Origin of the sequence: Amycolatopsis magusensis (assembly GCF_017875555.1) — a bacterium.
Classification (GTDB): Bacteria; Actinomycetota; Actinomycetes; order Mycobacteriales; family Pseudonocardiaceae; genus Amycolatopsis; species Amycolatopsis magusensis.
Map to the genome: position 1 here is coordinate 5,638,788 of NZ_JAGGMS010000001.1, position 23,204 is coordinate 5,661,991.

Consider the following 23,204-nt stretch of genomic DNA (forward strand, 5'->3'; position numbering starts at 1 on the left):
AGCCAAGCAGCGCCATCTCACCGCTGGCCAATACCCGTGGCCATACGTTCCAGGCATGGGCGATCACAGCCGCGCTTTCAATACGGCGATTTCGGGCGACGGGTCGAAGCCGTGTCCGGTCAGCCAGCGAACTCCTCGCAGACTTCGCAGCGACCACCACGCGCGGATCACCTCCAGGTCGACGTCGGTGCCGTAGCCGGAGATGACGTCGTCGAGGCGTTCTTCGTGTCCGAGCGTCAAGGTGGCGAGGTCGTACAGGGCATCGCCCGGGGCTGCTTCGGACCAGTCGAGCACGCCGGTGACCTCGTCACCGTCGACGAACACGTGGGTGAGCTGCAGGTCGCCGTGGGTGAACGCCGGTGTCCACGCTCGGAGCGCGGTGTCGGCGACTTCCCGGTTGCGCGTGACCAGGTCGGCGGGCAGGACGCCGTTGCTGATGAGCCATTCGCATTCGCCGTCGAGGTGTGACGCGACTTCGCCGGGGCTCTTGCCGGGCCAGGGCGGCGGTGGTGCGTCGTGCAGTTTCCGTACGGCGGCACCCGCCGCGGCCCACGCCTCCGGCGGCGCGGTCGACGCCTCGCCCAGGCGGCCGAGGGCCGTGCCTCGGAGTGCGGCGAGCGCCAGCACGGGCGGCTTGCGCCACAGCACTTCCGGAGTCGGAACCGGCGCCAGGGCCATCGCCTCGACCTCGACGTCGGTACGCGCCTGATCGCCGTCGATCTTCAGGAACACGTCGCCGACACGCAGCGTCGCCCGCTCCTGGTGGGCGACGACGACCTCGACTTCCTCCATGCCGGTGCTCATCACGGACGATCGCCGGGCAGTTCGGCCACGACGATCATCCGCTGGTGCTCGGCGGTCAGTGGTTGCCCGTCCTCGCCGTGCCCGGTCACCGCGGTGAATCCCGCGGCGAGCAGCCAGTCGCGGATTTCGGGGAAGCCGAACAACCGTTTGACGAACTGCGTCCGCCGGGCGCGCCCATTGCGTACGACCGTTCGTTCTGCCTCGAACCGGCCGGTCAACGCGTTCAACCGGTAGCGGTCGACGAGCATGTCGCCGTCGTGCCGCGCCGCCACCACCCGAGACGGCGAGTAGGAAGCGAGGAACGAGGGCAGGTTGTCCAGGTCCATGGCCAATCGACCGCCCGGCCGCAGGGCGCCGCCGATCCCGCGCAGGACGGCGCGGTTGGTGTCGTCGTCGAAGTACCCGAACGCCGTGGACCAGTTGACCACCCGGTCGAACCGGCCCGTCCACGGTATCCGGCGCATGTCCCCGGCCACGTACTCGACGCTGACACCGGCGGCAGCGGCGTCGGCGCGGGCCCGGTCCAGGAAGACCGCCGAGGAGTCCAGCCCCGTGACCTCGCAGCCACGCGCGGCCAGGCGGTTGGCCAGATCCCCGTGTCCGCAGGCGAGATCCAGTACCCGCATGCCCGGTCGAAGATCCAGCAATCGCCCAACGAGTTCCGCGGCGGCCTCGCCCGAATACGCCGCGTTGGGCACCACCGGCCCATGCCCGGCGAACTCGGTCTCGCCCGCGGGAGCGACGAAGAAATGCAGGTAATCCTCGTCGTACATCGCCGCTGCGTCGAACAGATCACTCATGCCGCGCAGGCTAAAGACGCCTCCTGACCGGGGCAACGAATTTACGAGGGCTGTGTGTACTGCTGACCCAGCTGGAAGTCCGCGACGCGGATGGGGGACGGGGTGGTCCCGGTCGAGCGTTGCTGGTAGAGCACGGAAAGCACGCCTTCGGTGGCCACGCGGGTGTGGTCGACGTTGACCTCGCCGAAGACGTTCATGCCGGGGCGGTCGAAGACCAGGGTCCAGTCCGTCCAGTTGCTGGCCTTGGAGGCGGTGACGATCCGGGCGAACGGCATGATCAGGTAGAGGTTGTCGTCGCGGTCGAAGACGATGCGGGTGCGCCCGGTGGCGTGGGGCTGGATGGGGACTTCGCGCTTGGTCCACGACCCGTCCGGGGTGCGGAACACGTGGAACGCGCGGGCCCAGCGGGTGCGGTCGGCGGCGTAGCTGGTGACGCACTGGGTGAACCGGCCCGGAACGTAGCTGATCACCGCGTGTGGTGCGCCTGCGCTGTCGACGGCCTGGCTTTCCTGGTTCATCAAGCCGTGGTTGGGGTCGAGCGGGTCGACCACGAGGTCCGGCGACACCGCGACGGGCGAGCCGCCGGTGGTGCCGGCGAGCTGGCCGGTGTCGCGGCGCCAGGTGCGCCCGCGGTCGTCGCTGTAGACGTAGCCGGTGTCGTGGTTGGTCAGCCCGCCAGGATTGCACAGCACGCCGGAATTGCTTTCACGCCAGGTGAACGTGGCGTGCAGCCGCCCACCTCGGCCGTAGGTCAGGCCGTGCAGGTACATGTTGCGGGTCGTGCTGCTGACGCCGTTCGGCGCGGTCCACGAGCCGGTGGCCGACGACCACTTGCCGAGCTTGCGCCAGGTCGTGCCGTCGTACTCGGCGAGTTCGTTGGTGCCGTTGCCGGAGCGGCCGGTGCGGTAGCTCAGCTGCAGCCGCTTTTCCGGCGTGACGACGAACTGCGGGTAGCTGATCCCGCCGAGGTCCACCCCGTCCAGCGTGCGCTGCACCGGGCCGAACCGGGCGGGGGACCAGGCCCGCGACGCGGGCGCCGACACCAGGCCCGCTTCGGATCTGGCGTAGAACACCGGGGTGTCGTGGACGTCCATGGCGACGTGCAGGCGCCCGTCGGCGGGGGAGATGCCGAGCGAGATGACGTTGTGCGAGTCGTTGACGGTCAGCGCGGGCGGGAGGACCGCCTTCTCCCACGCCCCGGCAGGCAACTGGCGCCGGGCGACGACGGCGTTGCGGTTCTCGGTGTACCAGGCGGTGTACTGGTAGCCGGCGTGGGTGAGGATCGCTTCCGACTGGTAGGACTGGTTGTTCACCAGCCCGTCGTAGGACACGAAGTACAGTGCCGCCGGATCGAGCTGGGTATCCCGCAGCAGCGTCACGCCCGGGCCTCGACCTGGGCCTGGGCCGTCACGGTCGGCTCGGACGGCCGCCGGGGACACCAGCGCGAGGCAGGTGAAGAGCAGGATCATCGTGCGGAGCATGGGCGAACCCCTTCGCGCTGGCCCGGAAAGCGCTTTCTCAACCAGAATAGTGAAGTGGCCGGAGTCAAGGGAACCGCCACACGGACAGTCCCCGCTGGGCCGGCCGAAGTGCGCCGGTGTCAGTTGCCGAACGAACCCGGGGCCACCAAGCCGGATTCGTAGGCGAGGATGACGAGTTGCGCGCGGTCGCGGGCGTGCAGTTTGGTCATGGCCCGGTTGATGTGGGTTTTCGCGGTCAGCGGGCTGATCACCATGCGGGCGGCGATCTGGTCGGTGGTCAAGCCCTGCGCGACCAGCGCGACGGCCTCGCGTTCGCGGTTGGTCAGGTGTTCCAGCCCGATGGGGGCGCGGGGCGGCTGCGTGACGTACCGGTCGATCAGTTTGCGGGTGATCGACGGTGCGAGCAGCGCGTCGCCCCGGGCGGCCACGCGGACGGCGTGCAGGAAGTCCTCGGGCTGGATGTCCTTGACGAGGAAGCCCGTGGCGCCGGCGCGCAGCGCGTCGAAGACGTATTCGTCCAAGCCGTAGTTGGTCAGGATGACCACGCGCACGCCGGTCAGCGCCGGGTCGCTCGCGACGCGGCGGGTGGCTTCGATGCCGTCGACGACCGGCATCTGGATGTCGACGAGCGCGATGTCGGGCAGGTGCTGCTTGGCCAGCGCCACGGCCTGGCTGCCGTCGGCGGCCTCGGCCACCACCTCGATGTCGTCCTCGATGTCGAGCAGGGCGCGGAAGCCGCTGCGGATGAGTGGCTGGTCGTCGGCCAGCAGGACCCGGATCACGTGCGGTCCACGGGGAGTTCGGCGTGGACGGTGAAGCCGCCTTCGCTGCGGGGTGCGGCCCGCAGCCGTCCGCCGAGCGCGGTGACGCGTTCGCGCATGCCGACCAGTCCGACGCCCGGTACCGGCTCGGTGCCCGGGGTGGCGGTGCCGTTGTCGTCGACGCGGATGACGAGCGTGCCGGGCTGGTGGTCGACGCGGACCGACGCGGTCGTGGCGCCGGCGTGCCGGGCGATGTTGGTCAGGGCTTCCTGGACGATCCGGTAGCCGGTCCGCTCGGTCGCGGCAGGCACGCCGCCGCGCTCGCCTTCGATGGTCAGTGTCGCGTCCAGTCCGGCCGCTGTGGCGCGCTGCACCAGCTCGTGGATGTCGTCGAGCCCGTGCGGCAGGTTCCTGTCGTCGTCGCGCAACGCTTCCAGGGTCGCCCGCAGTTCTCGTGCCGCTTCCCGGCCCGCGTCCCGGATCGCCAGCAACGCGTCGGGCACCGGTTCACCGCGTTTGCCTGCCAGGTGGACGGCGACCTCGGCTTGCAGCTTGATGACGGAGATCTGGTGGGTGAGCGAGTCGTGCAGTTCCCGGGCGATGTGCAGCCGTTCCTCGTCGGCGCTGCGGCGGGCGGCTTCCGCGCGGGTGCGCTCGGCCTCTTCCGCTCGGCGTTCGGCCTGCCGCAGTGCTTCACCCGCCGCGCCGGCGGCGACCAGCCACGCCAGCTGGAGGACGTCACGGGAGTGCGTGAACGCTTCGCCCACGGCCAGCTCACCGGGTGCGGCCAGGATCGCGAGCGGAAGGGCCAGCAGCATGAACACCGCGCCGGCCACCGTGGCGACGCGGTGGCCAGCCCGGACGGCGGCGTACACCGCGACCAGGTAGGCGAGCGCGGGCACGTCGACACCGACGGCCTGGTACCCCAGCGCGCACAACGCGGTCACGGCCAGCACGGGAACCGGCGCCCGGCGTGAGGCGGCCAGCGTGAGCCCGCTGAGCACCACCAGCGCGTAGCCCAGCGGGGCCAGGCCTGTGGCGGGATGTTGCCCGAACAAGGCGGCGGCGAGCAGGGTCGCCGCCACCGCGACGGCGATCACCCCGTGTCCGAGCCCGTCCGGTCGCCTGCGCATGGGTGCACCGTAGCCGGATGCGCGCCCGGGCGAGTCCTGCGCACGAAGGATCAGCGAACTACCGCGGACGCGGTACTCCCGCGGTGGCTGCGACGTGCGCGGCAGTGCGAACTGCCTTCGCCCGCTGGATGACCGGCGAGGGGTCCGGCGGACATGCTCGGCCGACATCCAGTCGAGAAGGAGCAACCCATGTTCATCCAGTCAGCCGTCCTCTTCGGACTGACCGAGCCCGCCGTCGACGCCTACACCCTGACCGCCGGGCGGTTCTGGGCCACCTCGGCCGCGTTGCTGGGGCTGGCCGGGACGATCCTCGGCGGACTGGCACTGGCCCGAGCCGCCCGGAAGACGGCTTGGGTGGCCTCGGCGTCGGGCCTGGTCGCCCTGACCGGCGGCGTGCTGAACCTGGCCACCGCGGATGGTGGGCCCGGCACCGGCAACGGCGTGGTCGGTGGCGTCGCCGCCGTGGGACTGGGGTTGCTCGCGCTCGTCCTCGGCGGGCGGGCGCTGACCCGTTAGCAGCCCGCGGCGAAGTCGATCTCGACGCGGACGGCCTGGGACGCCGAACCGTCGGAGGCCCACACCTCGGGGAAGTACTTGCCCGCCGGTGCCGGTGCGATGTGCACACCGACGAACCCGTTGACGTAGGAACCGTCGTGCGAACCGGGAGGCAGGGAACTGGCGCCCGTGCTGAAGGAACCGGGCGGCAGGTTGCGGATGCCCGTGGTGATGGTGGCCGACCAGCTGCCATCCACCTGGGCGAAGAAGTAGGCACCGGGGTGGCCCGTGTCGGGCTTGAGGCAGATCCGCTGGCCGTCGCCGCGCAGCGTCCAGGTCGACGCCGAAGCTGACGCCGGTGTCACGCTGAGCAGTGCGAGTACCGAGCCGAGCACGAGTCCGACACCACGGGACGACCGCATGAAGACCTCCTGGAGGTGCACCTGGATCAAGTTCGAAAATTATCCACCGCCGGGACTTCGCGCAGCGTTCTTCTTGCCTGTCGATTCCTTAGTCTTTTCGAAAGGTTTCGCCGCCGCGTCGATGGTGCTTCGCCCTTAGGGGAAGCCCCGGTCAACTCCCTGGTCTTGACCGCCGATGGTGGTCCTCCGCGCGTCACTGGCCCAGGATGACGCCAGCCCCGCGCAGCGCGGGTCGACGAGCTGAGGATCAGGTATGCGGCGAAGTGTTCACTTCGATATTCGGCGATTCCGCGCGGTGATCGGCTTTGTCGGCGGGGGGTGCGCGCTGGTGTTCATCCTGCTCGGTGTGCTGGTGCGCAACGGACTCTCGCCGGCCGACCGCTGGGTGATCGACCACGTGGTCGTCCTGCCGGGAAGTCCGCTGCACCAGGCAGCACTGGTGCTGAGTACCGTCACCGTGTTGTCCTGTGCCGCCGTTCTCGTCGCCGTGGCGTTGCGTGCCTGGTGGCGTCGACCGCGGCGTGGCGCTGATCTGCTGTGGTGCCTCGCGTTGTTGCTGTGCTGCGGCCTGCTGGCCGCTCTCCAGTTCGTCTTCCGCCGCCCCGGTCCGCCGGGGCAGCCGGAAGGCTTCAGCTACCCCAGCGGTCACGCCTCGGTCGCGGGGGCGTTCGCCGTGGTCGCGGTGCTGATCGCGGCGGTCTTCGTGCGAAAGTGGCTCCTCGTGGTGGTGGCTGTCCAGGGTGGCGCCCTCCTGCTCACCATGGCTGCCCGGGTGGCGCTCACCGAGCACTACGTCACCGACGTGCTCGGCGCGGTCCTCGGAATCTGTGCGGTGGGCTTGCTGGGTGCCGCTGCTGTCAAGCGCTGGTGGGTGGACAGCCCCGCCTGAGGAGCTCTGTCACCCGGTCGGGGAGCGCCGGGCGCCTGTGCCGGTTTGGCCGGTGCCGGTGCGGGAAGCCCGTGGGCATGGTGAGCATCGGGTACTTCCTGTCGTGTGAGGAGTTCGGTCCGCGGGAGCTGGTCGAGCAGGCCCAGCGGGCCGAAGCGGCCGGGTTCGAGCGGTTGTGGATCTCCGACCACTTCCACCCCTGGCTGGACGAGCAGGGCCAGAGCCCGTTCGTCTGGTCGGTGATCGGCGCGCTGAGCCAGGTGACGTCGCTGCCGATCACCACGGCCGTCACCTGCCCGCTGGTGCGGCTGCACCCCGCGGTGGTCGCGCAGGCGGCCGCGACCGCGGCGGTCCAGTGCCGCGGCGGCTTCACCTTGGGTGTGGGCACCGGTGAGGCGCTCAACGAGCACGTCACCGGTGAGCCTTGGCCCACGCCTCCCGTCCGGCTGGAGATGCTCGAAGAGGCGATCGAGGTGATCCGCGAGCTGCACACGGGCAAGCTGACCAGCCACCGGGGCAAGCACTACACGGTCGAGAACGCCCGCATCTACACCCGCCCCGAGCAGCCGGTGCCGATCTACGTCTCGGCCTTCGGCCCGGCCGCCACCAAACTCGCCGCGCGGGTGGGAGACGGCTTCTGCACAGTGGCCCCGGACGCCGACGCGGTGGCGCTGTACCGCCGGGAAGGCGGCGGCGACCGGCCGGTGCAGGGCGGGATGAAGGTCTGCTGGGCACCGTCCGAAGAGGAGGGTGTCCGCACGGCACACCGCCTGTGGCGCAACGAGCTGCTCCCGGGCAAGCTCCCTTCGACGTTGCCCAACCCGGACGACTTCACCGACGCGGCCGAGCTGGTGACCGAGGACATGGTGCGCGGTCAGTTCGCCTGCGGCCCGGATCCGCAGGCGCACCTGGAGAAGGTGCGTGCCTTCGTCGACGCCGGGTTCGACGAGGTGTACGTCCAGCAGATCGGCCCCGAGCAGGACGGCTTCTTCGAGACCTGGAAGACCGACGTCCTGCCGCACGTGTAGCTCAGTCCAGGGTGATGGTGACCTTGATGTCGTCCGGTTCGGTGGTGAAGGCCTCGGCGAACCGGTCGAGGGGGACCCGCCTGGTGATCAGGTTCCGGAGCCAGCCGGTGTCGGCCTCGGCCAGTGCGCGGGCGGCCTGCTGGTAGTGGCGCAGGTTGGCGTTGACCGAGCCGATGACCACGTCGTTCTCGAGAACGAGGTCGCGGTTGAGGGCGCCGGCGTCCACCGAGAGGCTGCGTCCGGCGGGGGAGACGCCGGTGAGGCAGACGATGCCGTAGGCGGCGGTGCCGGACATCGCGTCGAACACCACCGACGGGGCGCCGGTGGCTTCGATGACCACCTCCGGGTTGAGCCGCGCCGCGACGTCTTTCGCGGACCCGTGGTGGTATTCGGCGCCCAGGGCCTTCACCGCATCGGGTTTGGCCCCGGTGGTGACCTGGTCGAGCACGTGGACCTCGAGGCCCTGCTGCGTGCCGAGCAACGCCGCGAGCAGCCCGATCGGTCCCGCGCCGGTCACCAGTACCCGCCGCGGCTCGAACCAGCTGCGTTCCCCGACCAGGCGGATCTGCTCCCAGGCCTTGGCGACCACCGTGGTGGGTTCGGTCAGCACGCCGACCTCGCGCAGCCCGGGATCGAGCCGGACGGCGTAGTCGGCCTCCACGCACCACAACCGGCTGGCGAAGCCGTCGAGTTCTTTGATCCCTCGTTCGGTGTAGCGGCCGTTGCGGCACATGTCGAACTCACCGCGTGCGCAGGCGCCGCAGGGCACCGGATCCGGGCGCCGGACGACGGCGGCCACCAGGTCACCTTCGGAGAAGCCGCTGTCCTGAGGTGCTTGGCGCACCCGGCCGAGGGATTCGTGCCCGATCACCAGCTGCTCCCGCCCGGGTGGTGCCCAGCCGTACTCGCCGCCGGCGATTTCCTTGTCCGTGCCGCACACCCCGACTTCCAAGCCCTCGACCAGCAGCTCGCCGGGCCCCGGCTCGGGTTCGGGGAGGTCGGACAGGGCCAGGCTGTTCCCCTCGCCGGGGCACACGGTCAGCGCATCCATGCCCGGTGATTACCCGCTCGGCCCATCGGCACACCGCGGCCGGTCAGGAGTCCAGCAGCTCCGCCACGAGTCCGCGGACACGGCGGTCGATGTCGTCGCGGATCGGGCGCACGGCGTCGATGCCCTGCCCGGCGGGGTCGTCGAGCTGCCAGTCCAGGTAGCGCTTGCCGGGGAAGACCGGGCAGGTGTCGCCGCAGCCCATGGTGATCACCACGTCGGAGGCTTCGACGTCGGCGGTGGACAGTTTGGAGGGGACCTCCGCGGTGATGTCCAGACCCCATTCGGCGAGCGCCTGGGCCGCGGCGGGGTTGACCTTCTCCGCCGGTTCGGATCCGGCTGAGCGCACCCGGATCCGGCCCAGGGAGTAGTGCTGCAGCAGCGCGGCGGCCATCTGGGACCGGCCGGCGTTGTGCACGCAGACGAACAGGACTTCGGGCATGGTTCTCCTCTTCCTCGGGTCACCACAGTGGGATCAGTGTAACCTGATATCATCTTCGCATGATGTCAGTGCCTGCTGATGTATTACCGGTGGAGTTGCTGCGCCTGGTCGCGGACCCGCTGCGCGCCCGGATCATCGGCCTGCTCGCCCGCGAAACGCTGTGCACCACGCATCTGGTGGAGGAGACCGGCGCGAGCCAGACCAACGTGTCCAACCACCTCCGGCTGTTGCGGGAGGCCGGGCTGGTCACCACCGAGCCGTGTGGCCGCTACACCTACTACACGCTGCAGCCGTCGGTGCTGCGCACTCTGGGCGCGGCGTTCACCGCGCTCGCCGACACCGCCGAAGCCAACGTCGAGAGCAAGAGGGCCTGCCCGTGACCCGGACCGCCGAACCGGACGTGCTGCGCAAGCTGTCCTTTCTGGACCGCCTCCTGCCGGTGTGGATCATCGCCGCGATGGGTGCCGGGCTGCTGCTCGGCACCGTGGTGCCCGGCCTGCAAGGCGTGCTGGAGGCGGTGAAGATCGGCAGCGTCTCCGTGCCGATCGCGCTCGGGCTGCTGCTGATGATGTACCCGGTCCTGGCCAAGGTGCGCTACGACCGCCTCGACACCGTCACCCGCGACCGGCGCACCCTGGTGCTTTCGCTGGTGCTGAACTGGGTCATCGGCCCCGCGTTGATGTTCGCGCTGGCCTGGCTGCTGCTGCCCGACCTGCCCGAGTACCGCACCGGGCTGATCATCGTCGGCCTCGCGCGCTGCATCGCCATGGTGATCATCTGGAACGATCTCGCGCGCGGCGACCGCGAAGCCGCCGCGGTGCTGGTCGCACTGAACTCGGTGTTCCAGGTGCTCATGTTCGGCGTGCTCGGCTGGTTCTACCTCGACCTGCTGCCCGGCTGGCTCGGCCTGGGGAGTGAAGCCGTCGCGTTCTCGTTCTGGGAGATCGTGCTCAACGTCGTGGTCTTCCTCGGCATCCCACTGCTGGCCGGTTACCTGACCCGCCGTTTCGGCGAAAAGGCTCGCGGCCGCACGTGGTACGAGGGCAAGTTCCTGCCGCGCATCGGCCCGATCGCGTTGTACGGCTTGCTGTTCACCATCGTCGTGCTCTTCGCGCTGCAAGGCGAAACCATCACGTCGCGGCCCCTCGACGTCGTGCGCATCGCACTGCCGCTGCTGGTGTACTTCGCCGTCATGTGGGCGGGCTCCTATGCGCTCGGCAAAGCCGCCGGGCTCAACTACGAACGCACCACCACCCTCGCCTTCACCGCGGCGGGCAACAACTTCGAACTCGCCATCGCCGTCGCGATCGGCGTCTTCGGGGTGACCTCCGGGCAGGCACTGGCCGGAGTCGTCGGCCCGCTGATCGAAGTACCCGTGCTCGTCGCGCTGGTCTACGTCAGCCTCTGGCTGCGCAAACGCTGGACCGACGGCGCGTCGCCGCCCCACGAGGGTCGCTAGCGGGCCGTCGGAGCGACGTAGGCGGGCGGTCAGCCGTGGGGGAGTGGCGCCGCGACTTCGACCGGACTGCCGAGGCGTCGTGCGGGCCAGGCCGGCAGTTCGAGTTCGAGGCCCAGCACCCGGGCGGTCAGTCTGCGCCGGGGCCACTTGCCGGTGGTGGTCAGCGGTCCCACGTCGTCGGCGAAGACTTCGCGTTGCAGCGGTGTCGCGCCGGGCCAGCGCATCCTGAGCACCGGGCGGACCGGCGCGATGAACCTCCTGACCGGTTCGTGGGCGCCGGCGACCAGCGCCGCGAAGTCCCGCTCCGGTCTGTAGTGCAGGTCCAGCTCGATCAGGGGTTCGGCACCGCCCGCCCGGTGGTGGCACCGGGCGAGTACGCGGGTGATCTCGTCCAGTGCCAGCTGGACGGTGGTGGGGATGCGGTCCTGCCACCGGCCGAGGAACGGCGCGGGCAGCGACTGCGCCGTCACCTCCTCCGGCGGGACGATGATCGCCCTGACCGCGGTGCCGGTGAGTTCCACCCGCAGCCGGGCGCACCGGCCGCCACCGGAGTCGACGACGAAGCGGGGCACCGGACCGGCCGGGGCGGAGCCGAACTGCTTGCGGATCCGTTCCCGGATCTCGACCAGCGGATGGTCCCGCGGCCCTCGACCGGGCGGCGGGCTGTCCGGCAGCACGAACACGAAGTCCAGTTCTTCCCCGCTGAGTTTCAGCTGTGCCGGGAAGAGCGGCCCGAGGACGCTCATGAACGACGAGCCGATGGCGAGTGCCTCGTTGCTGGACCCGCCTCGGGTCATGACAACCTCCTTCGTGCGCCCCCGGCCGGTGCTCCGCCTGCTAGACGCTGTCCGGTAAGTCAAAGTCGCGCTCTCCGCGCCCAGGCGGCCCCTGGCGGCACGGGCGAGTTCGGCCGAGTACGGCCAGTACGAGGCCGAATCGCCCGCACCGCCAGGAACCACCCGGATCACGAAGCCCATCGACCAGACTTACCGGACAGCGCCTAGACGTGCAGATCGGACTCGATGCGCCTGAGGTGGTGCCTGGCCAGCGCCAGGTTCGCCTGCCCCCGGTCCAGCACCAGGTACAGGAAGAGGGTGTTCCGGTTGCCCAGGGTGTCCTGCAGGCGGATGAGGTGGTACTGGCGGCGCAGCGTGATGAGGATGTCCTCGATGCTGTCGTTCAGCGCGAGCGAGGACATGACCCGGAGCTTGGACTTGACCACCTCGGTGTTCCCGGCCGCGGCCACCTCGAGATCGAGCCAGTCACCCCCGCCGCTGGTGCCGAGCGACATCCCGCTTTCGTAGTCGACCAGCGCGACCCCGAGGGCGCCGTTGATCGACATGCATTCCTTCAGCGCTGTTTCGATGTTCATGAACACTCCAGTTTCTCGGTTTGATCGTGGACCGGGCCGCTCCGGCGGGCCGTCGGCTACGCGGCCAGGATCGAGCTGATCCGCTCGATGACGGGGCGGCATTCGAAGAGCAGTCGTCCGACGTTGAGGTCCTTGTCCCCGAAAACCACCATGAGCGCCGTCCGGTCGATGGCGTAGACGGCCATGTACCCATCGCTGCCGAAAACCACGGTCTGGGCGAGCGTGCCCTTGCCGGTCAGTTCGACCGCCTGACGGGCGATCCCCAGGTCGGCGGCGGCCAGCGCGGAGATCTTGGCCGGGTCGATGATCGCCGCCGCGTCGGCGACGATAGGGATCCCGTCGACCGCGGCGATCACCGTGTCGGTGATTCCAGTGACGAGTTCCCGGAGGTTCCGCAGTTCGGCGATCAGTGCATCGAAATCCACTACTGTCACTTTCTGTTCAATCGACGTGAACGGTCGGCCAGGCTGCGCTGTGGGGCAAGGGAAACGATCGATACGACCGTGGGTTGCTGCACGAGAGCGGGAGTGAGACTAACCGGATTTCACCCGTCTGTGTCGAGCGCACGGTGGAGCCTTACACGATCGCGTGAAGGCCTCCTCGGCGTGTAACGGCGGCTGTCGAGCTGGCCGCGAGCACGTCGAAATATCTTGGCGACGTCACCCGTGCCGAAATTTTCCAGGAGCGGCATCGATCGGACAATCGGTGCCGAAAAATGGTGCCTGCACCCACTCGTGTGTCCACGGACGCTGCCAGTCCGGGCAGTGCTCCCGCGTCGAGCAGTGATCTGCGTTCCTGAAGGAAAAGCGCGATCCGCTGACATTCCCGGAATCAATTCATTCGGCGAGGAGCGTGTGTTGTCCCAACTGAAATGACTGAGGTCCATCGCGGCACAGCGGGTCGTTGTAACGCTTCGCGGTGATCAGCGACTTGCTGTTGTCGAGCGAGGAGGCAGCAGGTGACCAGCGCAGTGGTGGAAGAAGTGCTCGGGGACGGCCTTGCGCAGTTGCGGGCTCCGGGTAGTGCGGTATTGGGTGTGGGGTCGGGTAACGGGGGTCCGGACTGCTTGGCGGTGTGGCAGGTGAGCCCTCTCGGTGCACCGACAGGCGCATGGGTGATGCCGTGTGAAGAAGCCTTCGGTTCGGTGGAGAACGCACGCCTTCTGCTGTCGCTGATCGAGCGCCGGGCGATCGCTGCCGGCGATCCGGCGGCGATGAACCATCTGCTGGAGCGCTGGAGCGCCGCGGCTGACCTCGTCGGTGAGGGTGCGTGGTGGACTGCTCACCTGTTCTCGCCAGTGGTGGCGTTCACCGAAACGGTCAGCCGGCGGCGACGCTACGAGTCGACGGTGGCGACGGCCAAGGAGGCGAAGAAGTCGATCACCGCGCTGGAATGGGCGCATGAATTGCCCGAAGACACCACGGTGGAGAGCTTTTCCGCCCTGCGCGGAACGGCACGGATCAGCCCGGCAGTGGGAGTACCGGTGGTGTCCGAGGTCCTCACCACCGCGCGAGTGCTGCGATGGTTGGTGGAGGTGTGGTCGGACACCGAAATGGTGAAGAACCGCCGCGAATACGTGCGCGCCGTCCACGGTGCCACCGAACCGCTGCCCCCGGAGTGGCTGCTCGCTGTTCAAACCGCGGGCAAGACGCGGTTGCCGCTGTGACCACTCAGGGCGGCTATGCCGTCGTCGACACCGAAACCACCGGGATCCACACCGGTTGGCACCACCGCATCGCCGAAGTCGCGGTCATCCACGTCGATCCGGACGGCGTGGTCACCGATGAGTGGTCGACCCTGGTCAACCCCGATCGAGACCTCGGCCCGCAGGCCATCCACCGCATCCGAGCTGCCGACGTACGCCGCGCGCCGCGGTTCGGCCTCGTCGCCGGTGACATCGTCGAACGGCTGAGAGGGCGCATCGTCGTGGCCCACAACTGGCCGTTCGACGCGATGCACCTGCGCGCGGAGTTCGACCGACTGGAGATTTCGACCCCTTACGACCCCCGCTCCGGTGTCTGCACCATGCAGGCCGCGCGTGTGCTGGGGCTGGGTTCGCGGCGTTCGCTGATCGACTGCTGCGCTGCCGCCGGCCTGCCGGCTCGAAGCTGGCACACCGCCCACGACGACGCTCTGGCCGCTGCGGAGTTGCTCGGTTTCATCCTGAACCACGCGCCGGAGAAGTTGGCGATCACCGAAGCGCACTTGCGAGCCGCCGCGTGGGCATGGCCCAGCCTGCCGTCCGGCCGGGTCGCACCAGTGCACCGCCAGCCGGCCGGGCACGTCGAACCCCACTTCCTCGCTCGCCTCGTCGAGCGCATCCCCCGCGACGGCGTGCCCGAGTTCGACGCGTACTTCGCGATGCTCGACGACGCCCTGCTCGACCGGCAGATCTCCGCCACCGAGGGCGACGCGTTGCTCGACCTCGCCTACGACCTCGGTCTCCATCGGGACGAAGTTCTCACCGCGCACGTCGACTACCTGCGGCTCCTCGCCCGTGCGGCTTGGGCCGACGAGGTCGTCACCGCAGACGAACGTCGCGAACTGCACACCGTCGCCACGCTGCTCGGCCTCGAGCGCACGCTCGTCGACCGCGTGTTGGAGGAAGAGTGCGCCAGTGCGCCGGATCCCGAGATCTCCCGGCCCCTCGTACTCGGTGGTTTGACGCTAGAGGCCGGCGACAAGGTGGTGCTCACCGGGAAGATGCGCCACGAGCGCGACGAGCTGATCGCTCTGGCCGCCGCCGTCGGCATCCAAGTCACCGCTGACGTCGGCAAGAAGACGCGAGTGGTCGCCGCAGCCGACCCCGACTCCTTGTCCGGCAAAGCGAAGAGGGCCCGCGCTTTCGGCGTTCCCGTCGTCAGCGAGGATGCCTTTCTGCGCGCCATCGACATTTTGGCCCAGGAAACTCTCGCAGAAGCCAGCCTGAGCGACACTCTGGCTTGACCACTACCTGGGTTGATCAAGGCTGATCCGACCACTCTGTCAGGTGCAGCACCGCGTCCGCGCCGTCCGCCGCCTCCAGCGCGGAATGACCACTCCTGGTCGAGTCCGGCGGCGAGTTGATCGGCCTGGTCACCCTGCGGGACCTGCTCGACCGCCTGCTGGTCACCGCACCAGCGGCATGACCGGACAATCATTGACATCCACAATCATTGTGGTCAACAATCCCCACGCTCGGATCACCGTGGATCCGTGACGTGGAGGACGGGTGAGCGGCGATGCGCAGAGGCGGGCCCACCGGCCCTACCGGCGCCGTCATCGGGCGCGCCTTCCAGTTGCTGGAGGCGTTCAGCGCCCAGCGGCGAGCGCTGACCTTGAGTGAGATCGCCCGGCGGGCGGACATGCCGCTGTCGACGGTGCACCGGCTGATGCACGAGCTGTGCGCGTGGGGAGCCGTCGAGCGTGGCGAAGACGGGATGTTCCGGATCGGGTTGCGGCTGTGGGAACTCGGTGCTCTCGCGCCCCGCGGGCAAGGGCTTCGGGAACAAGCCTTGCCGTTCCTGGAGGACCTTTCCCAGATCACCAAGGAGAACGTCCAACTCGCCGTCCGGGAGGGCACCGAGGTCGTCTTCGTCGAGCGGATCGCCGGTTCCGGCGCCGTTCCGGTACTGACCAGGGTGGGCGGGAGGTTCGCGTCGACCGCGACCGGCGTCGGGCTCGTCCTGCTCGCCCACGCGCCGGCCGAGGTCCAGGAGGAAGTCCTGGCGAAGCCGATCGAGCGCTACACCGGCAAGACTGTCACCGATCCGGCGCGGTTGCGTCGCATGCTCGCCGACGTGCGGGCCACGGGTTTCGCGATCAGTGACCGCCAGGTCACCCTGGACGCCCTGTCGGTGGCCGCGCCCGTCCAGGACGGGCAGGGCCAGGTCGTCGCCGCGGTGTCGCTGGTCGTCCACCACGGCAGCACCTCGCCGCTGGCCCTGGCCCCGCTGGTGCGGACGAGTGCGCGGGCCATCTCCCGTGCGCTGTGCCCCCCTCTGTGACGTCGGCAGGACTCGCCGCGCGCGGAAGTCTTCCGTTTTCCGGAAACGCTGTTCGGTGAGCTGGGCCGTCTCCGCCAGCCTGGTTTCACACCGGCACGAGGGGATAACGAGCATGACGAGCATTCCGCGCGACCAGTGGTACGTCGCCGCCTACGGTGCCGAGATCGGCCAGGAGCTGTTCTCCCGGACCGTGTGCGGTGAGCCGATCCTGTTCTGGCGCACCCGCGGTGGTCAGGTGACCGCCGTCGCGGACCGGTGCGTGCACCGGCGTTTCCCGCTTTCGCAGGCGCCGTCCCGGCTGGTGGACGACCAGGTCGTCTGCGGTTACCACGGGTTCACCTACGGCACGGACGGCAAGTGCGTCTCCGTGCCGGGGCAGAGCCGGATCCCGCGTACGGCACGGCTGCGGTCCTATCCGCTGGTGGAACAGGATTCGTTCGTGTGGGTGTTCATCGGCGACCCGGCCAAGGCCGACAGCTCCCGTATCCCGCGCGCGCCCTATCTCGACTCGCCGGGCTACACCACGGTGGCCGGGATGGAGCCGTTGAAGGCCCGTTTCTCGCTCCTGGTCGACAACCTGCTCGATCTGTCGCACGAGACCTACCTGCACGGCAGGTACATCGGCACCCCGGAGGTCGCCGCCACCCCGATCACCACGGAGGTCGACGAGGAGGCCGGGATCGTCTACGTCTCCCGGCACATGGACGACGCGGAATGCCCGCCGTTCTACGCCGAGTCGACCGGGTTGCAGGGCAGGATCTCGCGCTGGCAGGACATCGAGTACACGCCACCGTGCCTGTACAAACTGCACAGCCGCATCGCTCCGGTCGGTTCCGTGGTACGCCCTGACGGAACCGATCCGGACGCCTTCCACGTCGAGGTGGTCTACGCGATCACCCCGGAGACCGAGCACTCCACACACGATTTCTGGGCGGTGGCAAGGGACTTCGCCCTCGACGACGAGGAGGTGTCGAAGTTCCTCGCCGAGAACAACCGCACCGTCGTGCTGCAGGACGTGGAAGCGCTCGACGTCCTGGAACGGGTCATCGCCACCGAACCCGAGGGGTACCAGGAATTGTCGGTGAACATCGACACCGGCGGTCTCGCCGCGCGCCGGATGCTCCAGCGCATGGCCGGTGCCGGCCGGACTCACGCGGGCACCTCATGAGCCGTCCCATGTTGTCCGGGAACCGCGTGTACCGCATCCACTGGGTGCTGGGCACCGACCGGCTCCGCGCGGTGTGCTTCTGCGCCGCCGACCGGGAGTTCGAGGACCCGATCGAGCTGTGGGACTGGCTTCTGAACCACCCCCACGGGCACGACACCATCCACGAAGAGACATCGCGATGAAGATCGAACCCCACACCGAGTACGCGCTCGTGCTCGAACGCAAGGAAACGATCGCCGACGGCGTCGTCCGGCTGACCCTGCGCCACCCGGACGGCCGGCCACTGCCCCCGTGGGAGCCGGGCGCGCACCTCGATCTGGTGCTCACCGATGGGCTGACCAGGCAGTACTCGCTGTGCGGTGATCCGCAGGACCGGTCCGTGCTCCAGGTGGCTGTGCTCTGGGAGGAGACCGGTCGCGGCGGGTCCCGGCACGTCCACGACCTTCTGGCCGAAGGGCAGGAGGTCCGCGTTCGCGGCCCCCGCAACCACTTCCCGCTGACGGAGGCCAAGCGCTACCTGTTCATCGCCGGCGGCATCGGCATCACCCCGATCCTGCCGATGCTCGACCGGGTCGCGGCGTCCGGACAGGACTGGCAACTCGTCTACGGCGGGCGCACCCGATCCTCGATGGCGTTCCGGGAAGAGCTCGAAGCCCGCTACCCCGGGCACGTCGAGATCCACCCCCAGGATGAGCGGGGTCTGCTCGACCTGCCCGCGCTGCTCGCGAGCCCGGAAGACGGCACCGCCATCTACTGCTGCGGCCCGGAGGCTCTCCTGGCAGCGGTCGAACAGCACTGCACCGACTGGTCTGCTGATGCGTTGCATGTGGAGCGTTTCGCGCCGAAGGCCGGTGCGGACGACGGCCCTCGCGAGGCGTTCGAGGTCGAACTGGCCCAGAGCGGCACCGTGCTGGAAGTCCCGGCCGGGCGGTCGATACTCGACGTGGTCGAGGAAGCGGGCGTGGTCGTGCTGTCCTCGTGCCAGGAAGGCACGTGCGGCACCTGTGAGACAGCGGTGCTGGCCGGGAAACCGGACCACCGCGACTCCGTCCTCACCGGCGAGGAGCAGGAGGTCGGCGACGCCATGATGATCTGCGTGTCCCGGTCGTGCTCGCCCCGGCTGGTCCTCGACCTCTGATCACCCTCACCCGGCCGTGAGGACGATGACCCGGTTGCCTGGCGCCGGGGTTCCGGGCCGATTCGGGATCTCGCCGAGGAAGTTCCGCGCGGGCGCGCTGGCGCCGGACTCATGAGCCTCGCCCTCAACCGTGGGCGACCCGCTGCACCAGGTCCAGCAAGGTCTGCCGTTCGCCTGCGTCGAGGCCACCCAGGAGATCGTCGTCCACGGCGCGGGCGAGTGGGGTCAGTTCGGCGAGCCGCGTCCGGCCCTTCCCGGTCGCCACGATCCGGCGGCTGCGCCGGTCGTCGGGATGCGGTTCCCGGAGGACCAGGCCGTCCCTTTCGAGGTCGTCGACGATGGTGACGACAGCGCTGGGGTCGATACCGAGCAACTCGCCGAGGTCGCGCTGGGACAGCGTGCCGTTCTCCGCGGCGACCAGCAGCACCGTGTAGTGACGGCTGCGCAACCCGTGCGCCTGGAGTGCGCGGTTGAGGTCACTGATGGCGCGGCCACCCGCCCTGGCCAGCAGATATCCGGCTTCGGTGGCCAGCGGGGCAGGCACCCCTGCTGCCACGGCGGCCTGTTCCCGGCGGATGACGCCTCCTCGGTCGTGCGCTCACGGTTCCCCGTCGGCCATCTTACTGCGCACCGACCATCGTTGACCTTCATCGACAATCGTGGCTGTCCATCGGGAAATGGCCCGAGATTGCGTATAACGCCCTATTCACAGCGGCTTCGTGCGCGACAGGTCAGGCCATGCTGAACTTCTCGGCGTGGACCTGGCTGTTCGGGACCCCCAGTTTCCGCAGCGCGTCCGTCACGGCGGCGGTCATCGCGGGCGGGCCGCAGACGTAGACGTCGCGCTGGGTGATGTCGGGGACCAGGTGACGCAAAGCTTCCGGGGCGAACGGCGGCGCACCTTGCCCGGTCCGGCCGGTGAGCAGGTGCAACTGTCCACGGCGGATCCCGACCAGTTGCTGGATCTCGCGCAGCAGCACGGCTTCGCTCTCGTCGCGGACCCGGTAGAGCACCACGACGTTGCCGGTCGGGTCCTCCTCCAGCAGTGCGCGGATCGGGGTGATGCCCACGCCGCCGGCGATCAGCAGGATGCCGTGCCGCGTTCGGTGCCGTGCGGTGAACGAGCCGTACGGGCCTTCCATGAACACCCGGGTCCCCGGCTTCAGGTGCCGCAGTCCGGCACTGCCGCTGCCGACCGCTTTGGCGGTCAGGCGCAGCGACCGGCCGTTGGGGGCCGCCGAGAGCGAGAACGGGTTGGCCAGCCACCAGTGCCGGTGGCCGGGGAACCGCCAGATCGAGAACTGGCCGGCCCGCGCGGCCAGTTTGTCCAGGTGGCGGCCGGTGACGTGCACGGACACGACGTTGTGTGCTTCCGGCACGACCGCGGCCACCTGGAACCGGTGGTAGGCGTTGCGCCAGATCGGCAGCGCGATCCGCCCGGTGACGAGGGAGCCGAAGGCCAGCAACCACAGCGCCCACCAGTAGACCGTCGCGAACGTGGACGACTTGAACGTCGTCGTCTCCAGCAACTGGTGGACGAACGCCAGCGACAGGGCGGCGTACAACAGCAGGTGCAGCCCGTGCCAGACCTCGTACCGCAGCTTGCGCCGCACGTACCGGATCGAGATCGCCGCGATCAGCACGACGATCGCGGCGGCGAGCATGCCCAGCAGTGAAGCCGGGACACCGGCCAGCGCCAGGAAGGTCTTCGGCATCGAGACCCCGTCCAGCGTCGCGAAGCCGAGCACGACGATCGTCGCGTGGGTGAGCACGGTCCAGAACAGGGCGAACCCGATCCACCGGTGCCACACGGTCAACCGGTCCATGCCGATCCGCCGGTCGAGCCACGGCAGCCTGGCCACCAGCAGCAGCTGGCAGCTCAGGAGCAGGGCGGCGTGCAGGCCGAAGAACTTGGCAATGGTGAGGATGTCGTTCTTGCCCTTGCCGGAGGTCAGGAACAGGATCTCGATGATCGCCACGTTGAGCACCAGGAACGCCCACAACGCCAGCCGTGCCTGAACCACCGGCGAGATCGACGCTCGCCGCACCTGCGCACCCGTCGCCACTGTCGCCTGCCCCTCGTCGCGTGGCCAGTACCCACACCGCCCTCGACGAGGGCGCCTGGCGGGCGCCCATTATGTACTGGGCGACCCGGCGGGGTAGCCCTACCTCGCGGATCGTTATCGACGCGTCCCGCTCCCGGCGACTCGGTGTCACGGTCCTTTGTGTACTGCCGGAGCGCCTCGCCGAACCGTGCGTTCGAGGTCGGCGGGCACGCTGCCCGGTACGAGTGCCGCGCCCGCACGGCCGAACGGGTCGATTGAGCCGGTTCCCGCTCGAAGGGCACCGGCCGGTGACGAAGTCGAGCGACCAGTACGCGGGGATGTCATCGTGAGGCCAGTCGACCAGGGGGCCGGGTCGAACAGGCGGCCGCCAGAGCGTGCTGACGTGCCGCCGGACCCTGCGAACCCGGGCCCGGCGGCACGCCGTGCTGCTAAGCGGCGGTCGGCGTGCTCAGTTCCGGTCGCACGTTGAGCAGGGAGCCGCCACTGGGCACCTCCACCACGGAAACCGCCGGCTCCCGGACCCACGCGCCGGTTTCGGTGGTGCACGCAACCCGGCAGTAGGTGGCCACCACGCGGTAGCTGCGGCCGCCGGTGTCCCAGCACTGCGCTTCCGCGAACGTGGTGTTGTTGGTGTTGGTCACGCACCCGCCCTGCACACCGGCAGTCGCTTCCCCGGCGAAAGCCGTGCTCGGCAGGCTGAACAGCGAGGCCGCGATACCCGCGACGGCAAGCACCTTCGCGCCTTTGCGCATAAATTCCTCCCATGGTGACGACCGGGCGGCCCGGCCGGAACCATCAAATGGCAACATGGTTCCCTATTCCGGGGAAGGATCGTCAACGCAGGCTGAAACCTGCCTGCTGAGTCGAAGACCCGGTACCGGGATCGCCTGGCGACCCCCAGTCCCTCCTCACATCGTCAAGGCTCAGGCAGCCGAGGGGATGCGGATGGTGAACGCCGCACCTCATGCCGATTCGGCGGTCACGGTGCCGCCGTGCGCCTCGACGAGATGCCGCGCGATCAGTTGCCGTTGAGGGGTGCTCAGCCGATGCTGCTGCGTGGGCTGGCTCGTGGCGTGACTGCTTCGCGTAGTTCGGCGGCGGCCTGGGTGATGAGGTCGGGGAAGGTCGCGTCCGGGTCGGCCAGCCAGCGGGACGTGGCGCGCCGGGAGATCGCGATCGCCACGTCGATGATGAGGCGTGCCTGTCCGGAGTCGACGCCGCGGCGCTCGAGCGCCTGCGTCAGTGCGCCGGCGATGTCGGCGAGCTTGATCAGGTCGCGTTCGGCCAGTGCTGGGCTGGCGGAGATCACCCTGACTCGGCGTAGCAGGAACTCGCGTGAGCGGAAGACCTCGTCGGCGGTTCCCAGCGCGGTCAGCAGCGCCTCGAACGGCGTGAGGTCCGGGGCGGCCGCCTCGACCTGGGCGACGAGGTGAGCCTCGAGCTCGTGACCGGCGAAGAGGACTTCCCGCTTGTCGGGGAAGTAGCGGTAGAAGGAGCGCTCGGTCAGACCGGCGGTACGCGCGATCTGCGCGACCGTGGTGCGCTCGAATCCCTGCGTCTCGAACAGCTCGAGCGCCGCGCGCTCGAGGCGGCCCTGTGCGTCGGACTCCCATCTCGGCATGGCCACCAGGATGACAGCAGGGGCTGTCGTCGCGCTGCTAGGGTCGATGACAACAGATGCTGTCATCATGCAGGAGGTCGTCGTGAAGGCTCTCCAGTTCGACCGATTCGGTTCCCCGGACGTGATCGTGCTCCGTGACGTCCCGGCACCGGAGCCGGGACCCGGTCAGATCCGGATCGCCGTGCGGGCGTGCGGCCTGAACCCGGGCGACTGGGCGGTGGTCGACGGCCTCCTCGCCGACCGGTTGCCGCCGCTGCCGCGTGGGCTCGGCTTCGAGGTCGCGGGCACCGTCGACGCGCTCGGTGAGGGCGTCACCGGTGTCGAGATCGGCGACGGCGTGTTCGGCCCGGCGACCTTCGACGGTCCGACGGCCGGGGCCGCCGAGTACGCGCTGATGGCGGTCTGGGCGCGTCTTCCCGAGGACGTCACCGCCGAGCAGGTCGCCGCGCTGCCGATGGCGGCCGAGACGGCGTGGCACGCGCTAGACGACCTCGGTGTCCAGCCGGGTGAGTTGCTGCTCGTCCACGGCGCGGGCTCCACTGTCGGCGAGGCCGCGGTGCGCTTCGCGCTGCACCGGGGTATCCGGGTGATCGCCACCGCCGGGCCGACGCGGGCCGCCGCCCTGGAAGAGATCGGTGCCCAGGTGACCGGCTACCGCGACGGCATGGCCGAACGCGTCGCCGCTCTGGCCGGAGGCCGCGTCGACCGTGCTCTGGACACGGCCCCGACCGGCGGCCGGATCGACCGCCCCGACCAGGCCAGTCCGGCCGGTGGCGCACTGCCGGCCCTCATCGAGCTGACCGGGGACCCCGACCGCGTCCTCACCGTCTCCGACTTCGCCGCCGCGGCCGAGCTGGGTGCCCGGGTCACCCAGATCGAGATGCGCTACGACCGGCTGGACGAGTTCGCCCGGCTGGCCGGCGAAGGCGTCCTGGCCGTATCGGTCGCCCGCACCTACACCCTCGACCAGATCCACGAGGCCGCCAAGCTCAGCCAGTCCCGCCGGCCCGGTGGCAAGCTCACACTCGTCCTGTGATCGCCTGGCCGCCCGGCCATCATTCGAAACGAAATTGCCACTGACCTCATGGCCC

27 protein-coding genes are annotated in these 23,204 nt (G+C 69.4%); 12 read left to right on the top strand and 15 right to left on the bottom strand.

Features of this window, described 5'->3' with window-relative positions; translation table 11 throughout:
• Nucleotides 1-63: 63 nt before the first annotated feature.
• The 5 genes from JOM49_RS25260 to JOM49_RS25280 all read right to left on the bottom strand — a co-directional run bounded on the left by JOM49_RS25260 (nt 64) and on the right by JOM49_RS25280 (nt 4,979).
• Entirely contained in the window at nt 64-792 is a 729-nt protein-coding gene (locus tag JOM49_RS25260; protein ID WP_245369466.1) for a phosphotransferase family protein, read from the bottom strand.
• 11 nt (nt 793-803) lie between these two features.
• Nucleotides 804-1,604, bottom strand: a complete 801-nt coding sequence (locus JOM49_RS25265) for an SAM-dependent methyltransferase (protein ID WP_245369467.1) — start codon at nt 1,602-1,604, stop codon at nt 804-806.
• 41 nt (nt 1,605-1,645) lie between these two features.
• A complete protein-coding gene (locus JOM49_RS25270) occupies nt 1,646-3,085 on the bottom strand; it encodes a BNR repeat-containing protein (protein WP_245369468.1) in 1,440 nt (479 codons plus the stop codon).
• A gap of 119 nt (nt 3,086-3,204) precedes the next feature.
• Complete coding sequence (locus tag JOM49_RS25275; RefSeq protein WP_209666719.1) at nt 3,205-3,867, bottom strand: response regulator; 663 nt, start codon at nt 3,865-3,867, stop codon at nt 3,205-3,207.
• Nucleotides 3,864-4,979, bottom strand: a complete 1,116-nt coding sequence (locus JOM49_RS25280; RefSeq protein ID WP_209666720.1) for a sensor histidine kinase — start codon at nt 4,977-4,979, stop codon at nt 3,864-3,866. Before JOM49_RS25280 ends, JOM49_RS25275 begins: the two co-directional genes overlap by 4 nt.
• A 189-nt stretch (nt 4,980-5,168) precedes the next feature.
• On the opposite strand from JOM49_RS25280, the gene JOM49_RS25285 reads away from it, so the two are divergent.
• Entirely contained in the window at nt 5,169-5,495 is a 327-nt protein-coding gene (locus JOM49_RS25285) for a DUF6223 family protein (RefSeq protein WP_209666721.1), read from the top strand.
• On the opposite strand, the gene JOM49_RS25290 is transcribed toward JOM49_RS25285, so the two are convergent.
• Entirely contained in the window at nt 5,492-5,917 is a 426-nt protein-coding gene (locus tag JOM49_RS25290) for a DUF5980 family protein (RefSeq protein WP_308159067.1), read from the bottom strand. The two genes, JOM49_RS25285 and JOM49_RS25290, sit on opposite strands and share 4 nt — an antisense overlap.
• Before the next feature lie 232 nt (nt 5,918-6,149).
• Here JOM49_RS25290 and JOM49_RS25295 point away from each other — a divergent pair, with 232 nt between their 5' ends.
• Nucleotides 6,150-6,785: a phosphatase PAP2 family protein gene (locus JOM49_RS25295; protein WP_209666723.1), complete on the top strand. Its 636-nt coding sequence runs from the start codon at nt 6,150-6,152 to the stop codon at nt 6,783-6,785.
• Nucleotides 6,786-6,862: 77 nt separating this feature from the next.
• A complete protein-coding gene (locus tag JOM49_RS25300; protein WP_209666724.1) occupies nt 6,863-7,813 on the top strand; it encodes a TIGR03557 family F420-dependent LLM class oxidoreductase in 951 nt (316 codons plus the stop codon).
• A gap of 1 nt (nt 7,814) precedes the next feature.
• On the opposite strand, the gene JOM49_RS25305 is transcribed toward JOM49_RS25300, so the two are convergent.
• Nucleotides 7,815-8,864, bottom strand: coding sequence for a glucose 1-dehydrogenase (locus tag JOM49_RS25305; RefSeq protein WP_209666725.1), 1,050 nt, complete (start codon nt 8,862-8,864; stop codon nt 7,815-7,817).
• 43 nt (nt 8,865-8,907) lie between these two features.
• On the bottom strand, nt 8,908-9,303 hold the full coding sequence (locus JOM49_RS25310) for an arsenate reductase ArsC (protein WP_209666726.1): 396 nt from the start codon (nt 9,301-9,303) through the stop codon (nt 8,908-8,910).
• A 59-nt stretch (nt 9,304-9,362) separates the two neighbouring features.
• Between JOM49_RS25310 and JOM49_RS25315 the strand changes: the two genes are divergently transcribed.
• Together JOM49_RS25315 and arsB are read left to right on the top strand one after the other, a co-directional pair.
• Entirely contained in the window at nt 9,363-9,683 is a 321-nt protein-coding gene (locus tag JOM49_RS25315) for an ArsR/SmtB family transcription factor (RefSeq protein ID WP_209666727.1), read from the top strand.
• Entirely contained in the window at nt 9,674-10,762 is a 1,089-nt protein-coding gene (arsB, locus tag JOM49_RS25320; protein WP_281068480.1) for an ACR3 family arsenite efflux transporter, read from the top strand. The genes JOM49_RS25315 and arsB overlap by 10 nt, the downstream gene beginning before the upstream one ends.
• Before the next feature lie 29 nt (nt 10,763-10,791).
• On the opposite strand, the gene JOM49_RS25325 is transcribed toward arsB, so the two are convergent.
• The 3 genes from JOM49_RS25325 to JOM49_RS25335 form a co-directional block, all read right to left on the bottom strand.
• Nucleotides 10,792-11,559: a hypothetical protein gene (locus JOM49_RS25325; RefSeq protein WP_209666728.1), complete on the bottom strand. Its 768-nt coding sequence runs from the start codon at nt 11,557-11,559 to the stop codon at nt 10,792-10,794.
• A 203-nt stretch (nt 11,560-11,762) separates the two neighbouring features.
• Nucleotides 11,763-12,134 (bottom strand): hypothetical protein, encoded by a 372-nt coding sequence (locus JOM49_RS25330; protein WP_209666729.1) that lies wholly within the window; start codon nt 12,132-12,134, stop codon nt 11,763-11,765.
• Nucleotides 12,135-12,190: 56 nt separating this feature from the next.
• Complete coding sequence (locus JOM49_RS25335; protein WP_209666730.1) at nt 12,191-12,559, bottom strand: roadblock/LC7 domain-containing protein; 369 nt, start codon at nt 12,557-12,559, stop codon at nt 12,191-12,193.
• Between the two features lie 533 nt (nt 12,560-13,092).
• Here JOM49_RS25335 and JOM49_RS43265 point away from each other — a divergent pair.
• The 6 genes from JOM49_RS43265 to JOM49_RS25360 all read left to right on the top strand — a co-directional run bounded on the left by JOM49_RS43265 (nt 13,093) and on the right by JOM49_RS25360 (nt 18,426).
• Nucleotides 13,093-13,800: a DUF6218 family protein gene (locus JOM49_RS43265; protein ID WP_308158859.1), complete on the top strand. Its 708-nt coding sequence runs from the start codon at nt 13,093-13,095 to the stop codon at nt 13,798-13,800.
• Nucleotides 13,797-15,080, top strand: a complete 1,284-nt coding sequence (locus JOM49_RS25340; protein ID WP_308158860.1) for an exonuclease domain-containing protein — start codon at nt 13,797-13,799, stop codon at nt 15,078-15,080. Before JOM49_RS43265 ends, JOM49_RS25340 begins: the two co-directional genes overlap by 4 nt.
• Nucleotides 15,081-15,355: 275 nt before the next feature.
• Nucleotides 15,356-16,120: an IclR family transcriptional regulator gene (locus tag JOM49_RS25345; protein ID WP_209666732.1), complete on the top strand. Its 765-nt coding sequence runs from the start codon at nt 15,356-15,358 to the stop codon at nt 16,118-16,120.
• 112 nt (nt 16,121-16,232) lie between these two features.
• On the top strand, nt 16,233-17,288 hold the full coding sequence (locus tag JOM49_RS25350) for a Rieske 2Fe-2S domain-containing protein (RefSeq protein ID WP_209666733.1): 1,056 nt from the start codon (nt 16,233-16,235) through the stop codon (nt 17,286-17,288).
• Nucleotides 17,285-17,470 (top strand): hypothetical protein, encoded by a 186-nt coding sequence (locus JOM49_RS25355; RefSeq protein ID WP_209666734.1) that lies wholly within the window; start codon nt 17,285-17,287, stop codon nt 17,468-17,470. The genes JOM49_RS25350 and JOM49_RS25355 overlap by 4 nt, the downstream gene beginning before the upstream one ends.
• The gene (locus tag JOM49_RS25360; protein WP_209666735.1) at nt 17,467-18,426 is read left to right on the top strand and encodes a PDR/VanB family oxidoreductase; all 960 of its coding nucleotides are present in this window, start codon (nt 17,467-17,469) and stop codon (nt 18,424-18,426) included. The genes JOM49_RS25355 and JOM49_RS25360 overlap by 4 nt, the downstream gene beginning before the upstream one ends.
• Nucleotides 18,427-18,550: 124 nt before the next feature.
• Here the strand turns inward: JOM49_RS25360 and JOM49_RS25365 are convergent, their stop codons facing one another.
• The 4 genes from JOM49_RS25365 to JOM49_RS25380 form a co-directional block, all read right to left on the bottom strand.
• A complete protein-coding gene (locus tag JOM49_RS25365; RefSeq protein ID WP_209666736.1) occupies nt 18,551-18,970 on the bottom strand; it encodes a MarR family winged helix-turn-helix transcriptional regulator in 420 nt (139 codons plus the stop codon).
• Nucleotides 18,971-19,157: 187 nt separating this feature from the next.
• Nucleotides 19,158-20,474: a ferredoxin reductase family protein gene (locus tag JOM49_RS25370; RefSeq protein ID WP_282768081.1), complete on the bottom strand. Its 1,317-nt coding sequence runs from the start codon at nt 20,472-20,474 to the stop codon at nt 19,158-19,160.
• A gap of 446 nt (nt 20,475-20,920) precedes the next feature.
• A complete protein-coding gene (locus JOM49_RS25375) occupies nt 20,921-21,244 on the bottom strand; it encodes a hypothetical protein (protein WP_209666738.1) in 324 nt (107 codons plus the stop codon).
• Nucleotides 21,245-21,531: 287 nt separating this feature from the next.
• Nucleotides 21,532-22,113 carry a TetR/AcrR family transcriptional regulator gene (locus JOM49_RS25380; protein WP_209666739.1) on the bottom strand — a complete coding sequence of 194 codons (582 nt, stop codon included), beginning with the start codon at nt 22,111-22,113 and terminating at the stop codon, nt 21,532-21,534.
• Between the two features lie 82 nt (nt 22,114-22,195).
• Between JOM49_RS25380 and JOM49_RS25385 the strand changes: the two genes are divergently transcribed.
• Nucleotides 22,196-23,149: an NADP-dependent oxidoreductase gene (locus JOM49_RS25385; protein ID WP_209666740.1), complete on the top strand. Its 954-nt coding sequence runs from the start codon at nt 22,196-22,198 to the stop codon at nt 23,147-23,149.
• The last annotated feature ends 55 nt before the right edge of the window (nt 23,150-23,204 follow it).